At 32.1% G+C, this 21793-nt stretch carries 21 protein-coding genes and 1 pseudogene; 18 read left to right on the forward strand and 4 right to left on the reverse strand.

Features of this window, described 5'->3' with window-relative positions:
- Window positions 1-4 precede the first annotated feature (4 nt).
- From Q4Q35_RS11080 to Q4Q35_RS11115, 8 genes are all read left to right on the forward strand, one after another.
- A complete protein-coding gene (locus Q4Q35_RS11080; RefSeq protein ID WP_303278038.1) occupies window positions 5-1432 on the forward strand; it encodes a RagB/SusD family nutrient uptake outer membrane protein in 1428 nt (475 codons plus the stop codon).
- 20 nt (window positions 1433-1452) lie between these two features.
- Window positions 1453-2373 carry a hypothetical protein gene (locus tag Q4Q35_RS11085; protein WP_303278039.1) on the forward strand — a complete coding sequence of 307 codons (921 nt, stop codon included), beginning with the start codon at window positions 1453-1455 and terminating at the stop codon, window positions 2371-2373.
- A gap of 19 nt (window positions 2374-2392) precedes the next feature.
- Window positions 2393-3613, forward strand: a complete 1221-nt coding sequence (locus Q4Q35_RS11090; protein ID WP_303278040.1) for a PKD domain-containing protein — start codon at window positions 2393-2395, stop codon at window positions 3611-3613.
- Window positions 3614-3718: 105 nt separating this feature from the next.
- On the forward strand, window positions 3719-4633 hold the full coding sequence (locus Q4Q35_RS11095; protein ID WP_303278041.1) for a polysaccharide lyase family 7 protein: 915 nt from the start codon (window positions 3719-3721) through the stop codon (window positions 4631-4633).
- 289 nt (window positions 4634-4922) lie between these two features.
- Window positions 4923-5627, forward strand: a complete 705-nt coding sequence (locus Q4Q35_RS11100; protein ID WP_303278042.1) for a FadR/GntR family transcriptional regulator — start codon at window positions 4923-4925, stop codon at window positions 5625-5627.
- A gap of 204 nt (window positions 5628-5831) precedes the next feature.
- Window positions 5832-7115, forward strand: a complete 1284-nt coding sequence (locus tag Q4Q35_RS11105; protein WP_303278043.1) for an MFS transporter — start codon at window positions 5832-5834, stop codon at window positions 7113-7115.
- 37 nt (window positions 7116-7152) lie between these two features.
- Window positions 7153-7917: an SDR family NAD(P)-dependent oxidoreductase gene (locus tag Q4Q35_RS11110; protein WP_303278044.1), complete on the forward strand. Its 765-nt coding sequence runs from the start codon at window positions 7153-7155 to the stop codon at window positions 7915-7917.
- Between the two features lie 381 nt (window positions 7918-8298).
- Window positions 8299-8496: a PID-CTERM protein-sorting domain-containing protein gene (locus Q4Q35_RS11115; RefSeq protein ID WP_303278045.1), complete on the forward strand. Its 198-nt coding sequence runs from the start codon at window positions 8299-8301 to the stop codon at window positions 8494-8496.
- Window positions 8497-8501: 5 nt separating this feature from the next.
- On the opposite strand, the gene Q4Q35_RS11120 is transcribed toward Q4Q35_RS11115, so the two are convergent.
- The gene (locus tag Q4Q35_RS11120; RefSeq protein ID WP_303278046.1) at window positions 8502-9092 is read right to left on the reverse strand and encodes a riboflavin synthase; all 591 of its coding nucleotides are present in this window, start codon (window positions 9090-9092) and stop codon (window positions 8502-8504) included.
- 168 nt (window positions 9093-9260) lie between these two features.
- On the opposite strand from Q4Q35_RS11120, the gene pdxA reads away from it, so the two are divergent.
- The 9 genes from pdxA to Q4Q35_RS11165 all read left to right on the forward strand — a co-directional run bounded on the left by pdxA (window position 9261) and on the right by Q4Q35_RS11165 (window position 16725).
- A complete protein-coding gene (gene pdxA / locus Q4Q35_RS11125; protein ID WP_303278047.1) occupies window positions 9261-10298 on the forward strand; it encodes a 4-hydroxythreonine-4-phosphate dehydrogenase PdxA in 1038 nt (345 codons plus the stop codon).
- Window positions 10299-10376: 78 nt separating this feature from the next.
- Window positions 10377-10913: a YceD family protein gene (locus Q4Q35_RS11130; RefSeq protein WP_303278048.1), complete on the forward strand. Its 537-nt coding sequence runs from the start codon at window positions 10377-10379 to the stop codon at window positions 10911-10913.
- A gap of 8 nt (window positions 10914-10921) precedes the next feature.
- Window positions 10922-11122, forward strand: a complete 201-nt coding sequence (gene rpmF / locus Q4Q35_RS11135; RefSeq protein ID WP_303278049.1) for a 50S ribosomal protein L32 — start codon at window positions 10922-10924, stop codon at window positions 11120-11122.
- A 179-nt stretch (window positions 11123-11301) separates the two neighbouring features.
- On the forward strand, window positions 11302-12303 hold the full coding sequence (locus tag Q4Q35_RS11140) for a beta-ketoacyl-ACP synthase III (RefSeq protein ID WP_303278050.1): 1002 nt from the start codon (window positions 11302-11304) through the stop codon (window positions 12301-12303).
- Between the two features lie 23 nt (window positions 12304-12326).
- Window positions 12327-12806: an acetyl-CoA carboxylase biotin carboxyl carrier protein gene (gene accB / locus Q4Q35_RS11145; RefSeq protein WP_303278051.1), complete on the forward strand. Its 480-nt coding sequence runs from the start codon at window positions 12327-12329 to the stop codon at window positions 12804-12806.
- 99 nt (window positions 12807-12905) lie between these two features.
- Complete coding sequence (gene accC / locus Q4Q35_RS11150) at window positions 12906-14264, forward strand: acetyl-CoA carboxylase biotin carboxylase subunit (protein WP_303278052.1); 1359 nt, start codon at window positions 12906-12908, stop codon at window positions 14262-14264.
- A 134-nt stretch (window positions 14265-14398) separates the two neighbouring features.
- Window positions 14399-15544, forward strand: a complete 1146-nt coding sequence (locus Q4Q35_RS11155) for an NAD(P)/FAD-dependent oxidoreductase (RefSeq protein ID WP_303278053.1) — start codon at window positions 14399-14401, stop codon at window positions 15542-15544.
- 31 nt (window positions 15545-15575) lie between these two features.
- A complete protein-coding gene (mtgA, locus tag Q4Q35_RS11160; RefSeq protein ID WP_303278054.1) occupies window positions 15576-16286 on the forward strand; it encodes a monofunctional biosynthetic peptidoglycan transglycosylase in 711 nt (236 codons plus the stop codon).
- A complete protein-coding gene (locus Q4Q35_RS11165) occupies window positions 16276-16725 on the forward strand; it encodes a GreA/GreB family elongation factor (RefSeq protein WP_303278055.1) in 450 nt (149 codons plus the stop codon). Before mtgA ends, Q4Q35_RS11165 begins: the two co-directional genes overlap by 11 nt.
- 13 nt (window positions 16726-16738) lie before the next feature.
- Here Q4Q35_RS11165 and Q4Q35_RS11170 read toward each other — a convergent pair whose 3' ends face one another.
- The 3 genes and pseudogenes from Q4Q35_RS11170 to Q4Q35_RS11180 form a co-directional block, all read right to left on the reverse strand.
- The gene (locus Q4Q35_RS11170) at window positions 16739-17653 is read right to left on the reverse strand and encodes an ABC transporter ATP-binding protein (RefSeq protein ID WP_303278056.1); all 915 of its coding nucleotides are present in this window, start codon (window positions 17651-17653) and stop codon (window positions 16739-16741) included.
- 65 nt (window positions 17654-17718) lie between these two features.
- Window positions 17719-19871 (reverse strand): annotated as a pseudogene (locus Q4Q35_RS11175) (prolyl oligopeptidase family serine peptidase).
- A 159-nt stretch (window positions 19872-20030) separates the two neighbouring features.
- A complete protein-coding gene (locus Q4Q35_RS11180; protein WP_303278057.1) occupies window positions 20031-20555 on the reverse strand; it encodes an RNA polymerase sigma factor in 525 nt (174 codons plus the stop codon).
- 99 nt (window positions 20556-20654) lie between these two features.
- On the opposite strand from Q4Q35_RS11180, the gene Q4Q35_RS11185 reads away from it, so the two are divergent.
- Window positions 20655-21785 carry a FecR family protein gene (locus Q4Q35_RS11185; protein ID WP_303278058.1) on the forward strand — a complete coding sequence of 377 codons (1131 nt, stop codon included), beginning with the start codon at window positions 20655-20657 and terminating at the stop codon, window positions 21783-21785.
- Window positions 21786-21793: the final 8 nt, after the last annotated feature.

The raw sequence follows: 21793 nt of genomic DNA on the forward strand, positions 1-21793 counted from the left end.
TACCATGAAAAAATATATAGTTTTAATAGGGATTATTACAATGAGCTTTTTCTCATGTTCAGAAGAAAGTCTTTCATTAGATAGTCCAAACGATGTTACTGTAGAAGGCTTATTAACAACAACTACAGGTTTTAAGCAACTTTTAACTGGTGCTTATGATGCCTATCAAAAGATACCAACAAATGAATATTTGTTGACCGAAGTTAGGTCAGACAATGCAACGGTTGGTGCTCAATTTGGTAGTCTTGCGACGTACGATAATTTTAATATAGTTGTCAATGATGTTGAGGTTTTTAATTATTGGTCTAACAACTACAAAGTAGTTTATCAAACCAATTTAGTGTTAGATAACCAAGATACCTTTCTTGCTTTATCTGGAGCAGACGAGACGGTTTTAGGTGAAGCTTATTTTTTAAGAGCTTTAGCTCATTTTAATTTGGTAAGAGTTTTTAGGGATATACCTTATATAGATCAAGTAATAACTGTTGATAATTTTGAAGAATTTCCACAGTTAGATGAAGCGGAAACGTATCAGAAGATTAACGCAGATTTTGAATCTGCAATAAGTTTCTTAGAAGGTGCAGAAATTTCTAATACTAGAGCTAATGAAGGAACAGCAACAATTTTTTTAGCAAAATCTATTTTAAGCCAACCTAGTCCAGATTATGTTAGAGCACAATCATTGTTACTACCTCTAATAGAAGATACAAATGAGTTTGGTTTCACTTTAACACAAAATTTTGATGATATTTTTGCTAGAGGCGATGATGGAGATGAAAATAATGAAGAAATTATTCTTAAAGTTGCTTATACACAATCCAGTGGAAATCCTGTAACAAGTGATAGTGAAACAGAGGACCAAGTTCAATCTGAAGCAGAAAGATGGAGTTTTGATATGACAGAAAACGGACAGTCTAATGGGGCTAATTTAGCTACTGCAGATTTAGAAACACTAATGACTTCTGCGCTAGAACCCGTTAGATTTCCAACGACGATTATAGAAGATACATTTTTTGATGATCGAACGTTTAACAACAAATGGGTACCTGATAATGGAGAAGGTTCGGGTAATGATTGGGTAGTATTACGATATGCAGATGTATTACTGCTTTATTGTGAGGCAGTAATAGGAGATACCCAGTCAACAGATAGTGAAAATGCGATTGTGGCTTACAATAAAGTTAGAGCAAGAGCAGGCTTAGATACTTTAGACCCTACAACAGAATCTTTATCTCGAGACGCATTACTTGCAGAGAGAAGAATGGAATTTGTATTTGAAAATCAAAGATTTTACGATTTAATTAGATTTGGAGTGGCCATAAATGTGCTTCAAGCCCATTCAGATGAAGTTGGTTTGTTTTTTAGTCCAAGTGATATTTACATAGATATTCCACAGAGAGAAGTGGATAACTCTGATGGTTTTTACAATTAATAAATCTTAAAAAAATTAAAATGAAATACATTAAACATAGAATAACACTGTTAAACATATTCTTTTTAAGTATATTTTTAAGTGCATGTGTTCAAGATAATTTAGATCCAGATAACTATCCAGGAGTTGGAGGTATAGAAGATTTAACACCACCAGAAGCTGCATTCTCATACGAACAAGATATAGTAGATTTTACGGTTTTTTTATTAGTGAATGAGTCTATAAGTGCAACAGGGCAAATTTGGTCTATACCAGACGATGCTGTTTTGGTAGACGACTCTGCAACGTTGACAGATGAAAATATAGAAGTGAAATTTTCAGATGAAGGTCAATTTTCAGTTGGTTTAATTGCTACAGACGATAGACCTACATCTTCAGAAGAATTAGTACAAGTTATTGACGTTGTAGAGCCTACAGAGCCTATTATTCCAACTCCAGTAATACTTGGTGCAGGTTTCGAAGATGAAGATGGTGAAGACGGCAGAAATTTTTGGGGTAGAAACAGTTCAGCCAATGCAAATTATAAGAGGGTTTCCGGGTTGAGTGTTTTTGGTAGAAGTACAGGAAGTAGAGTGCGAACAGGCACATATTCTGCTAAGTTTGAAGATGGTAGCACTAACCTAAGACAAGCATATCAAGAGATAGCAGTAACTCCAAATGTAAATTACAGACTCACTGCTTGGGTTAAATTAGGAAGCACAGGTACATTAGGTAACGGAGATGAATTTAGATTGGCAGTACTAAACCAAACTTTTGATACGTATGATTTAGCAACTTTTGAAGGAGCTATTTTAGGGGCTACTACTGCAGATCCAGGAGATGATTTTGCAGAAGTTCGATTAATTTTTAACCCTGGTGATTTAGAAACCGTAGCTATTTATATGGACTCTAAAGGTACAGTTGAAGTTCAGGTAGATGACATTTCAATAGAAGTATTATAAATATTAAACGCATTGTACTATGAAAAAAATAAAATTTAAAAATCAGATTTTAATCCCACTAAGTATCATTCTTTTTGGTGTTTTAATTTCTTGTGAAGAAGAAAATAGGTTTAATGATTTTAATGAAGCATACATTAATTCTTTAACAGTTCCTGAGGCTAACTTCGATTTTACAATCGATGGCAGGGTAGTTACTTTTAATAATAATTCTACAAATGCAGATGAGTATAGCTGGAATTTTGATGATGACAATGCTATAGAATCTACTGAGACAAATCCCTCATTTACTTTTAGTGATGATGTAGCGTCTACTACCATTACGTTAAGTGCCAGAAATATTGGATCAAGTCTTACGAACCAATTCTCATTAGACTTAATGTTTGTAAAAGCAGATTTTACAATAGCAGGTGTAACCGAAAAAACAGTTAGCTTTGAAAATAATTCTTTAGCAGCTGTAAGCTATCTGTGGGATTTTGGCGATGGTGTTGGTACATCAACTGAAGAAAACCCTACTTACGAATATCCAGATTTTGGCACATACTCTGTTACCTTAACAGTAAAAGATAGTTTTGGCAACGAAGAAACTATAATTAATACAGAAGTAGTAGTAGCACAACCTGGAGCAGGTACTTTTGAAGCTCAAATAATTGCAGGAGATTTTGATACTAGTATATGGGGTAATATTCAAAATCCATGGGCAGTTAATCCAGATAATAGTAGTGATTATGATTTTTGGGATAATATCACTTTAGAAACAGTTGTCCAAGCATTAGATGGTGGAACAGATAAAGGCTCAACCTCGGGAACTTCAAATCTTACACCCAATTCATTAAAACTTGATAGAGCAAGTAAGAGGGCGTACCAGCCTATCAATATAGAAAGTGATGTAGATTATACCATTACTGCATATGTTAAAAATAAAAGTGCTGGTGCGGGAGATTTAGTAGGTACATTCTATATTTTACCATACATTCCAGAAAATGAAACTATAATTGTAACCAATAATATTATAGCTCAGGAAGTCAATGCATCGGCAACAGGCGTTTGGGATGAAACCACATTCGAATTTACTACAACATCTACCTTTTCATTCGATCAAGATGCTGTAGATAATCAAGATGATGATATTTTAACAAGTGTAAATCAAGAATGGGTAATTATATATTTTGTTCCAGATTTAACTACAGCAGCAGAAGTTAATTTAGATGACGTGAGTATTAAAACAAAAGGGTTCGATTAATTAAATAATCCTTTTAAATATATAATAGTTTGGTATAACTGTTGACTATCATTAATTGGATAATAAATAATCTATTATCCAATTAATGATAAAAACAAAATAAAAATGAAATATTTAAAAATAGGTTTACTTAGTTTAATAGCATTTTTTACAGTTGTTAATATTGCTAATTGCCAATCAGAACAAGAAGCAATATCAAAAACAGATGTAAAAGTAGCGGCTAAGAAAAAGAAAAAAAAGAAAAAAGTTAAGTTACCTGATATTGATTTAAGTCACTGGAAAGTTACATTACCTGTTTTAAACGAAAAAGGTAAACCCTATGAAATAGAACCACCAGAAATTTTCGATTTTGCAACTAATGAAGTAGCAAAACCATATATGTATATAGACTCTACAAGAGGCGCAATTGTATTTCATGCGATGCCAACAGCATCAAAAACAAGAAATACTAAATACACAAGATCTGAGCTTAGAGAGCAAATGGAGCCAGGAAATAATAATACAAACTGGACTTTTGCTGATGGAGCATACATGAAAGGGAAGATTGCTATGGTAGAAACAACAAAAGATTCAGAGGGCAAATATCATAGAACAATTATTATGCAAATTCATGGTCGTTTAACTAATGAACAGCGCGACTTAATAGGGGAAGATGATAATAATGCACCGCCAATTTTAAAAATTTATTGGGATAATGGAAAAATACGTGTAAAAACTAAGGAGTTAAAAAATTTAAAGGCTTCAGATACAGAAATTTTGCACGAAGATGCTTGGGGAAACGATGAGGGCTTTAATTTTGAACAAGAAGTAGGGTTTAGAAAATTCACATTGGAAGTTAGAGTGTCAAAAGGTAAGATGGTTATTGTATTAAATAATAATGAATATAAAGTTTATGAAAATATACATATAAGAAAATGGGGTATTTTTGAAAACTATTTTAAAGCAGGAAACTACTTTCAATCAAGAGATAAAGGGGCGTTTTCAAAAGTGAGGTTTTATGAGTTAGAAGTAAAACATTGAAAAATGCTTTATTAAGTTTGTAAAAATGATTAATAAAAATTAAGAATGATAGATAATTTAGAATGTTATGCTAAATATTGCAAAATCATTTACAACATGGGTGAAATTTGATTGAAAAAAAAGGATTGAACCAACTGTTTTTTTTAAATTTAGCCACATTATTTGGTTAACCAATTAATGAAAGAGTTAGTCATGAGACTAAATATTAAAAAACAGTAGGAAGATTATTAGAGGAATTATAGTATAAATGTTACAATAAGTAATTATTCCGAGCATTAAATTATAGCATATGAAATTAGAGGTACTAACATTAAATGAAAGTCAGAAAACACAAAATTCAATAATTAGTAAGATTAGGGATTTAATAAATTATAAAAATCTGGAACCAGGTGATAAACTTCCTTCAGAGAGAATGTTATCCGAAAAGTTTAAGGTTAGCAGAAGCAATGTTAGAGAAGCTATTCAAAAGTTAGAATTTTATGGTTTGTTAAAATCTATTCCACAAAGTGGGACATTTGTTGCAAATATTGGTGTTATTGCTATGAATGGTATGATTGAAGATATTTTGAGGTTAAAAACACCAGATTTTAAATCGCTAGTAGAAACAAGAATATTACTAGAATTAAAAACAGTTCGATTGGCTTCATTAAGACGTTCCGAAAATGATTTAAAAAATATTAAAGAAGCTTTAGACGCTTATGAAAAAAAGGCATTATCTGGCGAAGATGCAGTTCAGGAAGATTTATTATTTCATTTAGCTATAGCAAATGCGAGTGGAAATAGTACCATGAATACGTTTATGCTTTCTATTACACCGCAAATAATTATGAATTTCGAGAAGTATCATGTTTGCGATAAAAGATTATCAGTTTTAGGAATTGATGAGCATACAGAAATATATGAAGCAATTAAAGCTCAAGACCCGAAATTGGCAAAAGAAAAAATGAAAAAACATTTTAATGTATTGTACCAATATTGTTATAGTACAGAATAAAAAATAAAGACTATTTGAAAGGCAAAATTGCACGCTTTTGTTTTTCAAAACAAAAAATATTTAGGAGGGGAGTATACTATTCAATATAGTTTACACATAGACAAGATACATTCAAAGGCACTTATGCCTATCTTAAAACACCGGCGAGCTAGTTTTAGGAGTACTTCCCTGTTATATAATTATTAATAAATAAATTATAAAAAAATGAAAATTAAGGGCTTACGTTGGTGGATTATTACATTAATTTTTATAGCTACCGTTATAAATTATATTGATAGAACAGCTTTTGCATTACTATGGCCACAAATGGGTGAAGACCTTGGTATGGACAAAGCAGATTATGCCATTATGTTAAATGTATTTATGGCATGTTATGCGGTAGGAAAATTTGCTTCTGGTAAATTGTATGACACTATCGGTACACGTTTAGGATTTACAGTTTCAATTATAGTCTGGTCTGTAGCATCAGCATTTCATGCCTTTGCAAGAGGCATAGTTACTCTCTCGATTTTTAGAGGACTTCTAGGTATTGGAGAAGCAGGTAACTGGCCGGGTGCAGTTAAAAGTAATGGAGAATGGTTTCCTATTAAAGAAAGAGCTACAGCTCAAGGTATATTTAATGCAGGTGCATCCATAGGAAATGTTATAGCACCTTTTGTTATCGTTTTCTTGTATACCCAATTTGGATGGAAAACAACGTATATCATTTTAGGTTTAGTTGGAATGCTATGGGTAATTCCATGGTTATTTTTAAATAAATCAACCCCAGAAAAGCATCCTTGGGTAACCGAAAAAGAAAGAAATTTAATTCTTTCTAGTAGAATAGATAAAGTAGAAGATACAGCAAATAACAAAGTTAAAAGTTTAAGTGTAGGTAAGATATTGAGTTATAAGCAGCCTTGGGGTGTATTAACATGTCGTTTTTTTATAGAACCAATTTGGTGGTTTTTTGCAGGGTGGATGCCTATTTATTTGAACGATAAATTTGATTTAAGTATTGAAGAGATAGCTAATACTATGTGGATATCTTATCTAATGGCAGCAGCAGGTAGTATTATTGGGGGCATGTTTTCTGGAGAGCTAATGAAAAAGTATTCTGTAGATATTTCTAGAAAAGCAACCATAGCATTAGGAGGGCTCCTAATATTAATAGCGTTTGTATGTATAATCACTTATGTGAAGGAGAACAATTTTATGACCTTTATATATCTGGCTGGATTGGCATTGTTTGGATTCCAGTTTGCAATTGGTAATATTCAAACCATTTCAAGCGATTTATTTAGAGGGCCGTCTGTAGGTACGTTAGCAGGGTTGGCAGGCACTGTAGCTGCAGTATCACCAATGATAATGAATTGGTTTGTAGGTCAAATTACAGCAAGTTCTTATACTCCTGCATTTATAGCAATATGTGTTTCGGTGGTATTAGGGGTTTTATCAATCTTTATATTTATTAAGAATATAGGACCAGTAAGAAAAATAATAGAATAAAAAATAACCAAAAATTAAAAAATAAATTTAATAGATTATGAGTAATTTAAAAGGTAGAGTAGCAGTAATTACCGGAGCTACAGGAGGTATTGGTTTTCAAGTAGCAAAAAGGCTAGGAGAAGATGGGTACACTGTAGTCTTAAACGGTATAGAAGATGAAGAAGGTGCTAAGAAAGTTGAAGAACTTACTAAAGAAGGTATCACCGCAGAATATTATGGTTTCGATGTTACAAATGAAGAAGCTGTAAATTTAAACATCAATAAAATTGGGGAAAAATATGGTAAAATTGACCTTCTTGTAAACAATGCAGGAGGTTTAGGGGGCAGATCAAGGTTTGAAGGAATGACCACAGAATTTTACAGATTTGTAATGGCATTAAATCTTGATTCAACATTTTTTGCATCAAGAGCAGCCATCCCATTTCTTAAAAAAGGTGAAAATGCTTCAATTATTAATTATACGTCAATTGCTGGTTGGAATGCTGGAGGGCCTGGAGCAGGTATTTACGGAACATCTAAAGCTGCGGTTCATGCAATTACAAGAGCATTGGCAAAAGATCTTGCTGAATACGGAATTAGAGTAAATGCAGTATCTCCTGGTACTATCGATACACCTTTCCATTCACAAATTAAGTCTACCAAACCAGAAGTATTTGCTTCATGGAAGAATAATATCTTATTGGGGAAATTAGGGCAGCCACAACAAGTAGCATCAGTTGTTTCGTTTTTAGCAAGTGAAGACGCTTCTTTCTTAACAGCTGAAACGATTCAAGTTACAGGGGGACAAGGTCTAGGAATATAATATTAAGGACTTTTTTAGGACGTAACAAAGATTAAATAAAGGGGAAGTATTTTATTTACTTCCCTTTTTTCATTTGTATTAACCAATGAAACTTAAGCTAATTAACGCAAATTAATATGGTATAATTTGTAAGTGTTTCATTTTAAAATACCTATAATTTATTTTCTCATTAACATTATATATATTTGTCTCGTAAAATAAAAACGAAGAAATATTTTATACACAATACTTTTTTTGATAAAAAGTAATTAATGAATATAATCTATTAACAGATAAAAAAATGCATTTCAACGATGATTTAAGACCTTTTGTGGGTGTTTTTTTTTAAATAAAAGAATATTTTTTTTGTAGACTTGCTTTTTTTAATACATTTGTGACCCCATGACAGAACAAAATAAAAAATTACTTGCCTCAATCTTATTTTTATTAATAAGTTTTGTATGCGTTGCACAAGAGCCTCCTCCACCAAGTACTCCACCTGTAGGTCTTCCTATTGATGGAGGTGTGTTATTTGGTATGATTTTCGCATTATTTTATGGAGTAAAAAAGTTATGGAGTAAAAAAAATAAAAATTATTAATTTTTTTACTTATTTAACGCTACTAGTTTAGAGACGTACTTTCCTAAAACATCAAATTCTAAATTCACAATAGTACCTATTTCAAAAGTATTAAAATTCGTGTGTTTATACGTATATGGTATAATAGCAACACTAAAAGTATCTTTTTTCGAATTTACAACCGTTAAACTTGTACCATTAATAGTTATAGAACCTTTCTCTATAGTAATATTATTAAGAGAAGCATCATAAGAAAAGGTAAATATCCAACTACCATTAGCTTCCTCTATATTAATACAAGTTGCAGTTTGGTCTACATGACCTTGCACAATATGCCCATCAAGCCTATCTCCTAGTTTCATAGCGCGCTCTAAATTCACTTTATCATTAATTTTTAAAGTGTTAAGACTTGTTTTATCTAAGGTTTCTTTTATAGCTGTAACTGTATATTCGTCACCACTAATATTTACAACCGTTAAGCAAACGCCATTATGAGCAACACTTTGATCAATTTTTAATTCAGCAGTAATATTGCTTTTAATAGATATGTGAAGATTATCCAACTCTTCCATTAGATTAGAAACAACACCAATATCTTCAATAATTCCGGTAAACATATTATTCTCTGTTTATTTGGTTAAATTTGCCATACCAAATGAAATTCAAAATAAGCATTATTATTTTGAATTATTTTTATCTGAACAAAAAAGAAACAAATAAATAGGTTATTTAGATGTCTATTTGGTATAAGATCAAAATTACAAACAAAAGTTGTTATTTTAAGAATGAAAGCAGAAAATATAATAGTAGGAATCTCTATTGGAGATTTAAACGGTATTGGAGGAGAAATAGTTTTAAAAACATTTGAGGATGCAAGAACTTTAGATTTCTGTACACCAGTAATTTTTGCTTCAGCAAAAACCATGAATTTTTTAAAAACCCATTTTAAAAGTCATATCAATTTCCATAATATCAATAACATAAATCAACTGGCTAAAGGAAAGGTTAACGTGTTTAATTGTTGGAATGAGCCCGTTAAGATTGAATTTGGGAAAGAGGACGTTAAAATAGGTAGGTATGCCATAAAATCTTTAGAAGCAGCAACTAATGCATTAAAAAATAATAACATTCATGTTTTAGTCACAGCACCCATAAACAAACATAATATTCAATCTGAAGACTTTAAATTTCCTGGACATACCGATTATTTAGCACAACAGCTAGAAGGAGAGAGTTTAATGTTTATGGTAGCCGAATCGTTAAGAGTTGGATTATTAACAGACCATGTGCCCGTTAAAGATATAATAGAGCATATTTCTGAGGATTTAATTGAGAAAAAAATAAACACGGTTTATAAGTCTCTTAAAAAAGACTTTAAAGTAAGTAAACCTAAAATTGCAGTGTTGGGGATTAATCCGCATACCGGAGATAATGGCGTAATTGGTAGTGAAGATGATAATGTTTTAAGGCCTACGCTTGAAAAAATTAGAGGAGAGGGGAAATTAGTCTTTGGCCCTTATGCTGCAGATAGTTTTTTTGGATCAGGTAATTATAAAAATTTCGATGCAATCATTGCAACATATCACGATCAGGGTTTAATTCCTTTTAAAACATTATCCTTTGGTCAAGGAGTTAACTTTACAGCAGGATTAAATAAAATAAGAACGTCCCCAGATCATGGTACTGCTTACGAAATAGCAGGAAAAGGAGAAGCCGATTCGAGTTCGTTTAAAGAAGCTATTTTTACTGCCATACAAATATATAAGAACAGGTTTGATTACGAGATACTTACCTCGAATCCGTTAAAAAAACAAAACAAATAGATATAAACAAAAAAATGTTTATAAGTATGTTGCATAAATAAAAATTCATATATTTGCAGGCTCAAAATAGATGAGAGAATGAAGCCATTGAAAGAGTTTACAATTCCATTTGTAGGGTTAAAAATAGCTAAACATCATTTTGAGTACAAAATTGAACAAGCGTTCTTTGAATATTTTGAGTATGGAGAGTTTAATAATGTAAACATTAATGTAAATGTTGAGCTTGAAAAAAAGACAACATTACTAGAATTACATTTTAAAGTTTCGGGATGGGTTAATGTTAATTGCGATTTAACAAACGAACCATACAATCAAACTATAGAAAATGAGTTTGATTTGGTGGTGAATTTTGGAGATGAGTATAACGATGAACATATTGATATTCTTATAATTCCTCACGGAACATATGAAATTAATATACAGCAATACATTTACGAATTGGTTGTGCTAGCAGTACCAACCAAAAGAGTGCACCCGGGAGTTGAAGATGGAACCTTAAATTCAGACATACTTAAAAAATTAGAAGAATTAAGCCCAAAGCTTAAAGAAGATAAAGAAAAAGAGGATATAGATCCTCGTTGGAATACATTAAAGAAACTATTAACGGATAAATAATATAGAAAATGGCACATCCTAAAAGAAAAATCTCTAAAACAAGAAGAGATAAGAGAAGAACTCATTACAAAGCAACTGCGCCACAGATTGCTACATGCCCAACAACTGGTGAAGCTCATTTATACCATAGAGCTCATTGGTTTGAAGGAAAATTATATTACAGAGGTCAAGTGTTAATTGACAATTCAGAAGTAGAAAATATAGCATAAATACTATGCATGCATATAATGAAACGCTCACATGTGAGCGTTTTTTTTTATGAAGTATTTTTTCTGAGACAAAAACAATTAATTTGTGTGTTATTAAACGAAAATTTAGTAGTTTTCACCCAAATTTGAACGTTTTTGTCCAATTTTAATGATTTTTTGGTCGAATTAACTATAAAGTTATGAGTAAAATTTCAGCAGCGATTACAGCTGTAGGTGCTTATGTGCCGGAATATGTATTAACCAATAAAATTCTTGAGACTATGGTTGATACAAACGATGAGTGGATTACCTCTCGTACAGGAATTAAAGAACGTCGAATTCTTAAAGACGAGGGAAAAGGCACTTCTTATTTAGCTATTAAAGCTGCCCAAGACCTTATTAGTAAAAAAGGAATTAACCCCAAAGATATAGAACTAGTTATTGTAGCTACGGCAACACCAGATATGAAAGCGGCTTCGACTGCAGCTTTCACTGCTACGAATATTGGAGCTGTTAATGCCTTTTCATTTGATATGGATGCAGCGTGTTCTAGTTTCTTATTCGGTATGTCGGTAGCAGCGGGTTACATAGAATCAGGTAGGTATAAAAATGTATTATTAATTGGGGCAGATAAAATGTCTTCTATTATTAATTATAAAGACAGAGCTACCTGCATTATTTTTGGAGACGGTGCTGGTGCTGTTTTGTTTGAGCCTAATGAAGAAAACTTAGGACTTCAAGATGAATATTTACGAAGTGATGGTTCGGGTAGAGAGTTTCTACAAGCCACTTATGGCGGATCTTCATTTCCGTTAACATCAGAATCTATGGAACAAGGAGGGCAATATGCTTTTCAAGAAGGAAGAACAGTGTTTAAAAACGCTGTATTCAATATGGCAGATGCTACTGTTAAAATATTAGAACGTAATAATTTAACTAAAGAGAATGTCTCTTGGTTGGCAGCACATCAAGCGAATAAGCGAATTATTGATGCTACAGCACAACGTATAGAATTAGAAGAAGAAAAGGTCATGATGAATATTGAAAAATATGGTAATACAACATCTGCAACACTACCATTACTTTTAAACGATTACGAATCGAAACTTAAAAAAGGAGATAATATAATATTTGCCGCTTTTGGAGGCGGATTTAATTGGGGGTCTATTTATTTAAAATGGGCATATAATTCAGTAAACTAACCATTAATATAATTAGCAAAATTATGGATATTAAAGAGATTCAAAACTTAATCAAGTTTGTTGCCAAGTCTGGAGCAAGCGAGGTTAAATTAGAGATGGATGATATTAAAATCACCATTAAGACAGGATCAGAATCAGACACGACAATTGTGCATCAAGTTCCTGCGACTCCTATACCACAAGCAACTCCGGTTGCTGCACCACCTGTAGTAACAGAGGTTACAACTCAGGTAAAGGAACCTGCTGCAACAGAAGACTCAAAATATATTACTATTAAATCCCCAATTATTGGGACTTTTTATAGAAAGCCATCTCCAGATAAACCTTTATTTGTTGAGGTAGGACAAACTATTGCTGAAGGTGATGTTCTTTGTATTATTGAAGCGATGAAACTTTTCAACGAAATAGAATCTGAAGTTTCAGGAAAAATAGTTAAAATATTGGTTGACGATTCTTCGCCTGTAGAATTTGACCAACCATTATTTTTAGTAGACCCATCATAACCTATTAAAAATTCAATCACATCCCGATAACTATCGGGACTCAAAATCCAGTATTTGGAATTTGGCGATTGGAATTTGTAATTTTTAATTCAACAAGTTATGTTCAAAAAAATATTGATTGCCAATAGAGGAGAAATAGCACTACGTGTTATTAGAACCTGTAAAGAGATGGGCATTAAAACGGTAGCTGTTTACTCAACTGCAGATGAAGAAAGTTTACATGTTAAATTTGCAGATGAAGCTGTTTGTATAGGGCCGCCGTCAAGTAGTGAGTCTTATTTAAAAATGTCTAACATCATAGCAGCAGCAGAAATAACGAATGCAGATGCTATTCATCCTGGATATGGTTTTTTATCTGAAAACGCTAAATTTTCAAAAATTTGCGATGAACACGGCATAAAATTTATAGGTGCTTCGCCAGAGATGATCGATAGAATGGGTGATAAAGCGAATGCTAAAGCAACCATGAAAGCTGCAGGAGTACCATGTGTTCCGGGAAGTGAAGGTGTTATAGAAACATTTGAAGAATGTGAAAAGGTTGCAGAGGAAACAGGCTATCCGGTTATGTTAAAAGCATCTGCTGGAGGCGGAGGTAAAGGTATGCGTGCTGTATGGAAACCAGAAGACTTAAAAGATGCCTGGGATTCAGCACGACAAGAAAGTAAAGCAGCATTTGGTAACGACGATATGTATATGGAAAAACTTATTGAAGAGCCAAGACATATCGAAATTCAAATAGTTGGAGATTCTCGTGGTAAAGCATGTCACTTGTCAGAAAGAGACTGCTCAGTTCAACGTCGTCACCAAAAACTAACAGAAGAAACACCATCTCCTTTTATGACGACTAAACTTCGTAATGAAATGGGAGCGGCGGCAGTTAGAGCTGCAGAATATATTAAATACGAAGGTGCTGGAACTATAGAGTTTCTGGTAGACAAGCATCGCAATTTCTATTTTATGGAAATGAATACCCGTATTCAAGTAGAGCATCCTATTACGGAACAGGTGATAGATTTTGACTTAATACGCGAGCAAATTTTAGTAGCGGCAGGTGTGCCAATTTCGGGAAAAAACTATACTCCTAAATTACACTCTATAGAATGTCGTATAAATGCAGAAGATCCATTTAATGGGTTTCGACCTTCACCAGGTGTAATCACTACATTACACGCTCCTGGAGGACATGGAGTGCGTCTAGATACACATGTATATGCTGGTTATGCAATACCTCCAAATTATGATTCTATGATCGCAAAGCTAATTACAACAGCTCAAACCAGAGAAGAAGCTATTAACAAAATGAAGCGTGCGTTAAACGAGTTTGTAATAGAAGGTATTAAAACTACGATTCCATTCCATAGACAGCTTATGGATCATCCGGATTATTTAGCCGGTAATTACACCACTAAGTTTATGGAAGACTTTGTAATAGAAAAAGAAATAGATTTAGAAGAATAAAGAATTAAAAAACTCCGAAAGCAATTTCGGAGTTTTTTTATAGGACTCCTTTTGTGAAATCAGAATAAACAAGTTATTTCTTAAGTAAGGCAGAAGAGCTTTTATCCTTAACATGAAAGCTGTAACTTCGTATAATGGACTTATCATATTGGGAAATAAAAAGCTGGTTAACTAATATAGACTTTACCATTGTTGGTAGTGGTATAGTTGGTTTAAGCTGTGCTTTAAATTTAAAGGAACACTTTCCTAAAGCTAATATTCTGGTCTTAGAAAAAGGGATGTTACCTCAAGGGGCGAGTACTAAAAATGCCGGGTTTGCTTGTTTTGGGAGTCTTAGTGAAGTTCTTGAAGATTTAAAATCGCATACAGAAGCCGAAGTCTTAGAGCTTGTAAAAAAACGAGTAGCAGGTTTACAGTTATTACGTCAAACTTTAGGAGATAAAACAATCAATTATCAAGAGCTTGGAGGTTATGAATTATTTATAGAAGAGAATGACCTATTAGAACAATGCCTTTCAAAGAAAACATACATTAATAAGTTGCTTAAACCTATATTTGAAAATGATGTTTTTAGTACAAAACCTAACGATTTTAAATTTCAAAATGTAAAGAATCAATATATTTTCAACCAATTTGAAGGGCAAATTGATACAGGGAAGATGATGGCGGCATTAACTCAATTGGCATTAAAAAAAGAGATAAGAATTCTTAATAATATAACTGTTAGAGGTTTTTCAGAAGACACTAATACGGTAAAGATAAAAACCAATACATTTGAATTTTCAACATCTAAACTATTAATTGCCACTAATGGTTTTGCTTCAGAATTATTAGAAGAAGATGTGAAGCCAGCTCGTGCTCAGGTGTTAATTACGAGACCTATTAAAAACCTTCATATAAAAGGTACGTTTCATTTAGATAAGGGGTATTATTATTTTAGAAATATTGATAATAGAATATTACTTGGTGGTGGTCGACATCTTGATTTTAAAGGAGAAGAAACCACAGAATTTAATCAAACAGCTCTAATCCAAAATAAATTAGAAACACTTTTAAAAACAATTATTCTACCAGAAATGAATTACGAAATTGATTTTAGATGGAGTGGTATTATGGGAGTAGGTTCCCGTATCGATAATTATCGGAAGCTATCGGGACAAAAAAAAGCTGTTGTAAAGCAACTATCAAATCATGTGTTTTGCGGCGTTCGTTTAGGAGGTATGGGTATTGCTATTGGGAGTCTAGTTGGTAAGGAATTAGCAGATTTAATTTCTGAGTAAAAAAGAGTCTTAAAAAAGTAAACTATTCAAATTGATAAAGCGTTTTTTCAAATTCATATTTAAAATTGTACTCTGGTTTGTTATATTATCTATAGGCCTTGTTTTTCTTTATAAATGGGTTTCCGTTCCTATAACCCCTCTTATGATACTAAGACATTTTGAAAAATCGGATATTAAAAAGGAAACACTTTGGAAACATGATTGGGTTTCGATTGATGCTATTTCTAAGAATTTACAATTAGCAGTTATTTGTAGTGAAGATCAAAACTTTTTAACCCATAACGGATTTGATATTAAGGCTATTGAAAAAGCATATAAACATAATAAAAAAGGTAAAAAATTAAAAGGAGCAAGCACTATAAGTCAGCAAACAGCAAAAAATGTTTTTTTATGGCCGCAACGGAGTTGGTTGCGTAAAGGACTAGAAGTCTATTTTACTTTTTTAATCGAAAAAGTATGGTCTAAAGAGCGTATTATCGAGGTCTATTTAAATAGTATAGAAATGGGTCATGGAATATACGGAGCAGAAGCAGCATCGCAATATTGGTTTAAGAAACCAGCAAGTAAATTGTGGCAATTAGAAGCAGCAGCGATTGCTGCCATTTTACCAAACCCAAGAACTTATAAGGCTAACCCAGCATCACATTATATTCAGACAAGAAAGGTTTGGATTGTAAAACAAATGAGTTATTTTGGACCATTAGATTATACTAAGCATGATGGAAAACCCTTTGAAAATTAAAGAAGCTCTTTATTCGCAGTGTTTAGATTTGGTAAATGGGAGGTTTCAAACCATACAGAATACCATAAACGAAATTCAAGTTTCATTAACTTCAGAAACGAAAAGTAGTGCAGGCGATAAGCATGAGACTGGCCGCGCTATGTTACAATTGGAAAGAGAAAAGGCAGGAAATCAGTTAGCAGAAATTCAAAAAATTAAAGAAACCCTATCTAAAATAGATGTTTCTAAAACGTTAAAAATAGTTGGCTTAGGGAGTGTTGTTTATACTTCACAAGCTAATTATTTTATAGCTATTAGTGTAGGCGAATTAGTTATTGATGGCATTACCTTTTATGCTATTTCTCCCAATACCCCTATTGGAAAGTTGTTGATTGGGAAAAGGGCTGGTGACTCTAACAGTTTTAGAAATCAAGAATTTGTTATCCAAAAGATTTTTTGATCTTGATAAAGGATTATTTTAAAACAGATAAGTATATTTTTAAGTTTTTTTCGAGTGCAGTATCATTCTCAAAAAACACAACCTCTCTATTTAATTCTGCTTCAATCAGGTAATAGTTTCCTTTGTAGTAAGAACGTTTTACTATGGCTTTTAAATCAGATTTGTCAACGAGTTTAAGCTGATGCGCATATACTATGCCATGAGAATCAATCTGATTAAATTCCCCAAAAAAAGAAGCAATTAACTTATGTTCTGGATTATTATATAAATGTTGGGGTGTATTATTGGCAAAAACCTTGTTGTCGTGTAAAACAATCATAGTATCAGAAAATGACAAGACATCATCTTTGTCGTGTGTTGCAACAATACAGGTAATATTCTTTTCCTTTAAATATTTGAATAGACTTCTACGTAACGATTGTTTTTTAAAATTATCAATATGACTAAAAGGTTCATCTAGTAAAATAATTTCAGGTTGTTTAGCAATGGCTCTAGCTAAAGCAACACGTTGTTTTTGTCCGCCACTTAATTCTTTGACTTTCATTTTGGCAAAAGGTCTCAGTTCAACCACATCTAATAATTCGTTAATGCGAGCTTGTTTTTCTTCTGGATAAAAATTAGATAGGAAAGCACCAATGTTTTCTGCAACCGTAATAAAAGGCATTAAATCGAATTCTTGGGCGACATACTTCATGAATTCTGGACCAATAATGAGGTTGTGTTTTGGTCCTAAAATTTCAGTGTCTTTCCAAAAAATATACCCTTTATCTAGATCGTAAGTACCGTAAAGCAACTTTAAAAGGGTGCTTTTTCCAGAACCACTTTCGCCTATAATAGATACGTGTTCACCAGCTTTAACATTAAAATTAATGTTATTTAAAATAGCTTGTTTTTTATAGCGGAATGATATGTTTTTTACTTTTAACATATTCTATAATTAGACCTGCCAGGTTTTTAAAACCTGGTAGGTCTTGTCGAATTTAAGTTGATTTATCAACTTTTTATTTTCTCTTTTGTTTTAGTTGGTAGCACTTCAAAACCCATATTGAATAATGTAAAACCGAAAATATCAGCATATTGCTCAATGGTTTTACTAACAGGGGTTCCTGCTCCATGACCAGCATCGGTTTCAATACGTATTAAAGTTGGGTTATTACCTGCTTGCTTGCTTTGTAGCTCGGCGGCAAACTTAAAACTATGTGCCGGTACGACACGATCGTCATGGTCGCTTGTAGTTATTAAAGTAGCAGGATATTGCACCCCCTCTTTTACATTATGTACCGGTGAATACCCTTTTAAGTATTCGAACATTTCTTTGCTTTGTTCAGCCGTTCCATAATCATAAGCCCAACCGGCTCCTGCGGTAAAGGTGTGGTATCGTAACATATCAAGGACACCAACTGCTGGTAAAGCTACTTTGGCTAAATCTGGACGTTGCGTCATCGTTGCTCCAACTAATAATCCCCCATTAGAACCTCCTCTTATAGCTAAATATTTTGAAGTTGTGTACTTGTTGTCAATGAGGTATTCGGCTGCTGCAATAAAATCGTCAAATACATTTTGTTTTTTTAACTGAGTTCCTGCATCATGCCATGCTTTACCATATTCGCCACCACCACGAAGATTCGGAACTGCTAAAATACCACCTTGTTCCATCCAAACAGCATTAGCAATACTAAATGAAGGGTTTAAACTAATATTAAATCCACCATAACCATAGAGTATGGTTGGATTTTTTTCATTTAACTCGATTCCTTTTTTATGAGTAATAATCATAGGGATTTTAGTCCCGTCTTTTGAGGTGTAGAAAACCTGATTGCTTTCATAGTCATCACTATTAAATTCTATGGATGGTTTCCAATATAGTTCAGATTCTCCTGTTTCAATATTCAGCTTATAAATACTAGATGGTGTATTGTAGCTTGTAAATGAATAATAATCTGTTTTCTCTTCTTTCTTACAACCAAAACCATTTACATTTCCAACACCAGGCAATTTAATATCTCTGATTAATTTACCATTATAGTCATATTGCATCACTTTAGAAATAGCATCAACCATATATTCAGTAAAAAAATACCCGCCACCTGTTGATGGATTTAAAACATGCTCAGTTTCTGGAATTAAGTCTACCCAATTTTCTGGAGTTGGGTTAGTCACATCAACTGTAACTATTTTTTTATTTGGTGCATTTAGATTTGTAACCAGAAACAGTTTGCTTCCTTCATTTTCGATAACATAAGTATCGCTATCTGTGTGATTTAAAACCGGAATTAATTTACTATTAGGTTTGGAAAGGTCTTTTATATATAATTTATTTCCAGAAGTAGAAACACGAGGCGTAATAACCAAATAGTTATCATCTTCGGTAACTTTAGCATAGATATAGCGGTGTTTTTCTTCTTGGGTTCCTCCAAAAATTAAAGCATCCTCTTTTTGAGAGGTTCCAATTTTATGATAGTAAACTTTGTGTTGATCTGTTTTTGCAGATAGCTCACTACCTTCTGGTTTATCGTAACTGGAATAATAGAACCCTTCGTTTTTATACCATGATATTTGGGTGAATTTCACATCTATTAAAGTGTCTTCTATTATTTCTTTGGTTTCAGTATCCATGATGAGAATTTTTCTCCAGTCACTTCCACCTTCAGAAATAGAATAAGCTAGGATACTCCCGTCTTTGGAGAAACTTGTACTGCCTAAAGATATGGTACCGTCCTTAGAAAAAGTATTGGGGTTTAAAAAGACTTCAGGGGTTCCATCCCCCTTTTTTCTATATATAACATATTGATTTTGTAACCCATCATTTTTATAAAAATAAGTATAATCACCTTCAATAAAAGGGGCGCCTATTTTCTCATAATTCCATAGGCTTGAGAGGCGTTCTTTAAGTTCCTTTCTAAATGGAATCTTGTCTAAATAATTGTAGGTCGATTTGTTTTGATTTTTTACCCATGCTTCAGTGTCTTCACTTCTATCATCTTCTAACCAACGATATGGGTCTTTTCTTTCAATACCAAAATATGTATCTGTAGTATCTACGGTTTTGGTTTCAGGGTAATTCACAACAAATATGTTTTTTTGGGAGATTCTTTTTTACAACTAATGAAAATTAAAAAGCTAAACAAGAGTATTGATTTTCTCATAATTTTAATTTTTTTCAAAAGTAAATAAAAAATCACCGATGTTATTGTCATAAGGGATTTATAATCTAAGCGTTATTTTCTACGCTAAATTGTTTTTAGCATTTTTTTAATACTAGGCATATACATCTAGAAAGTAAAAACCGAAGAGTTATTAGGTGTCTAAAAAAAACCTTTTCTAATTTTTTTGTAAGCTATACTTAGTTGAGACTCTACGGTTTTAATAGAAATCTTTAAAATTTTTGAGATTTCTTTATTTTTATAACCTTCTTGTTTACTAAGTAATAGAATTTCTTTACAACGTTTTGGTAATGTTTCAACTATTTTTTTTATTCTTTCTGCTTTTAATTTAAATTCTGAGTCATCTTCTTCTAATAAAGTTAATAGAGTATCATATTTAAGGGACTCAACAAGGTTATTTTTTATTTTCTGCTTTCTGTATTTATCGATATATGTATTATAAGCAGAACGAAACAAATACGATTTTAAAGAAGTTTTAATAATTACCGTTTCACGTTTAATCCAAAGTTTTATAAAAACATCCTGAACAATATCTTCTGCTTCTGGTATACTATATGTGTATTGTAGAATGCTAGAAAACAGGGGTTTGTAATACGAATCAAAAAGGCTTTTAAAAGCTAACTGATCATTATTTTGTATTTTTTCCCATAATAGCCTATCGTCCATTAATTACGGTTTTTAGCTTGAATTTGCAATATATAAATTAAAAATAAATTTTTTTTTACAGGGTATATTTGGTTTTTTACGTCATCAAAATAAAGACTTTTGAAAACAATAATCATTAAATATTTAAACAATGCGATTTCTGAAGCAGAATTAATTCTGCTTCAAGACTGGTTAAAAGATGCCGACAATCAAGAAATTTTTAAAAAAATGTTAGGCATTAACCATAAATTGGATTTTACATATCAAAAAATTGACACAGATTTCGCGTATCAAAAAATTCTTGAAGGGTCAACATCTAAATCGAATAGTAAATTACGAAAATTATACCATACATTTTTTAAATATGCTGCAATAAGCATTTTGTTTTTAGGATTATCTATAAGTGTATATTATTTAATTTTTAGAGAAAATGTATCTACAAATCAGGTTACTTTGATACTAGGTGATGGTACAAAAAAGGTTATTAATGATGAAAGAAGTACGGTTATCACTGATAAAAAAGGACAAGCCATAATAAATCAAAAGCAAAATAGATTTCAATATATTAAAACAGATTCTTTAAGAGGTAAATTGCATTTTAACCAATTAATAGTGCCATACGGTAAGCAATTTTCAGTTGAGCTCTCTGATGGCACATTAGTATTTCTAAATGCTGGCACCAAATTAAGATACCCCAGAACATTTACAGATGTAAACCTAAGAGAGGTTTATTTAGAAGGGGAGGCTTTATTTAATGTAAAACAAAACAAAGAACGCCCATTTATAGTTCATACTGATAAAATGAACATACGCGTATTAGGAACAGAATTTAATGTTTCTAGTTACAAAAATGATTACGAAAGGTCAGTGGTTTTAAAAGAAGGAAGTGTAGGAGTATATAAGTCCAGAGAAGCGTTTAATAAAAACAGTATTATAATTAAACCAAATCAGGAAGCCATTATAGATAAACAAGGAATAAAAGTAAGAGAAACAAATATTGAAAAACACATTGCATGGGTTAATGGGGTATTACATTTTAGTAGTGACCGTTTTGATGAAATTATAAAAAAATTAGAGAGACATTATAATATTAATATTGAAAGTAATGATGAAGCAATAAATAGTATAATATATACAGGTATTTTTGAAGAGAAAACGATAGAAGATATATTAAATACTTTTCAAAAAATTACTCGGTTTAAATATCAGAAATATGGCAAAAATAAGATAATTATATCGCCTTTTAAGTAAATAAAATA

The organism is Flavivirga aquimarina (assembly GCF_030540835.1).
Lineage (GTDB): Bacteria > Bacteroidota > Bacteroidia > Flavobacteriales > Flavobacteriaceae > Flavivirga > Flavivirga aquimarina.

What these genes read in the sequence shown, in the direction of transcription:
- Q4Q35_RS11080 (WP_303278038.1), top strand. Translation starts at nt 5, where the DNA reads ATGAAAAAATATATAGTTTTAATAGGGATTATTACAATGAGCTTTTTC.
- Q4Q35_RS11085 (WP_303278039.1), top strand. Translation starts at nt 1,453, where the DNA reads ATGAAATACATTAAACATAGAATAACACTGTTAAACATATTCTTTTTA.
- Q4Q35_RS11090 (WP_303278040.1), top strand. Translation starts at nt 2,393, where the DNA reads ATGAAAAAAATAAAATTTAAAAATCAGATTTTAATCCCACTAAGTATC.
- Q4Q35_RS11095 (WP_303278041.1), top strand. Translation starts at nt 3,719, where the DNA reads ATGAAATATTTAAAAATAGGTTTACTTAGTTTAATAGCATTTTTTACA.
- Q4Q35_RS11100 (WP_303278042.1), top strand. Translation starts at nt 4,923, where the DNA reads ATGAAATTAGAGGTACTAACATTAAATGAAAGTCAGAAAACACAAAAT.
- Q4Q35_RS11105 (WP_303278043.1), top strand. Translation starts at nt 5,832, where the DNA reads ATGAAAATTAAGGGCTTACGTTGGTGGATTATTACATTAATTTTTATA.
- Q4Q35_RS11110 (WP_303278044.1), top strand. Translation starts at nt 7,153, where the DNA reads ATGAGTAATTTAAAAGGTAGAGTAGCAGTAATTACCGGAGCTACAGGA.
- Q4Q35_RS11115 (WP_303278045.1), top strand. Translation starts at nt 8,299, where the DNA reads ATGACAGAACAAAATAAAAAATTACTTGCCTCAATCTTATTTTTATTA.
- Q4Q35_RS11120 (WP_303278046.1), bottom strand. Translation starts at nt 9,092, where the DNA reads ATGTTTACCGGAATTATTGAAGATATTGGTGTTGTTTCTAATCTAATG.
- pdxA (WP_303278047.1), top strand. Translation starts at nt 9,261, where the DNA reads ATGAAAGCAGAAAATATAATAGTAGGAATCTCTATTGGAGATTTAAAC.
- Q4Q35_RS11130 (WP_303278048.1), top strand. Translation starts at nt 10,377, where the DNA reads ATGAAGCCATTGAAAGAGTTTACAATTCCATTTGTAGGGTTAAAAATA.
- rpmF (WP_303278049.1), top strand. Translation starts at nt 10,922, where the DNA reads ATGGCACATCCTAAAAGAAAAATCTCTAAAACAAGAAGAGATAAGAGA.
- Q4Q35_RS11140 (WP_303278050.1), top strand. Translation starts at nt 11,302, where the DNA reads ATGAGTAAAATTTCAGCAGCGATTACAGCTGTAGGTGCTTATGTGCCG.
- accB (WP_303278051.1), top strand. Translation starts at nt 12,327, where the DNA reads ATGGATATTAAAGAGATTCAAAACTTAATCAAGTTTGTTGCCAAGTCT.
- accC (WP_303278052.1), top strand. Translation starts at nt 12,906, where the DNA reads ATGTTCAAAAAAATATTGATTGCCAATAGAGGAGAAATAGCACTACGT.
- Q4Q35_RS11155 (WP_303278053.1), top strand. Translation starts at nt 14,399, where the DNA reads ATGGACTTATCATATTGGGAAATAAAAAGCTGGTTAACTAATATAGAC.
- Q4Q35_RS11170 (WP_303278056.1), bottom strand. Translation starts at nt 17,653, where the DNA reads ATGTTAAAAGTAAAAAACATATCATTCCGCTATAAAAAACAAGCTATT.
- Q4Q35_RS11180 (WP_303278057.1), bottom strand. Translation starts at nt 20,555, where the DNA reads ATGGACGATAGGCTATTATGGGAAAAAATACAAAATAATGATCAGTTA.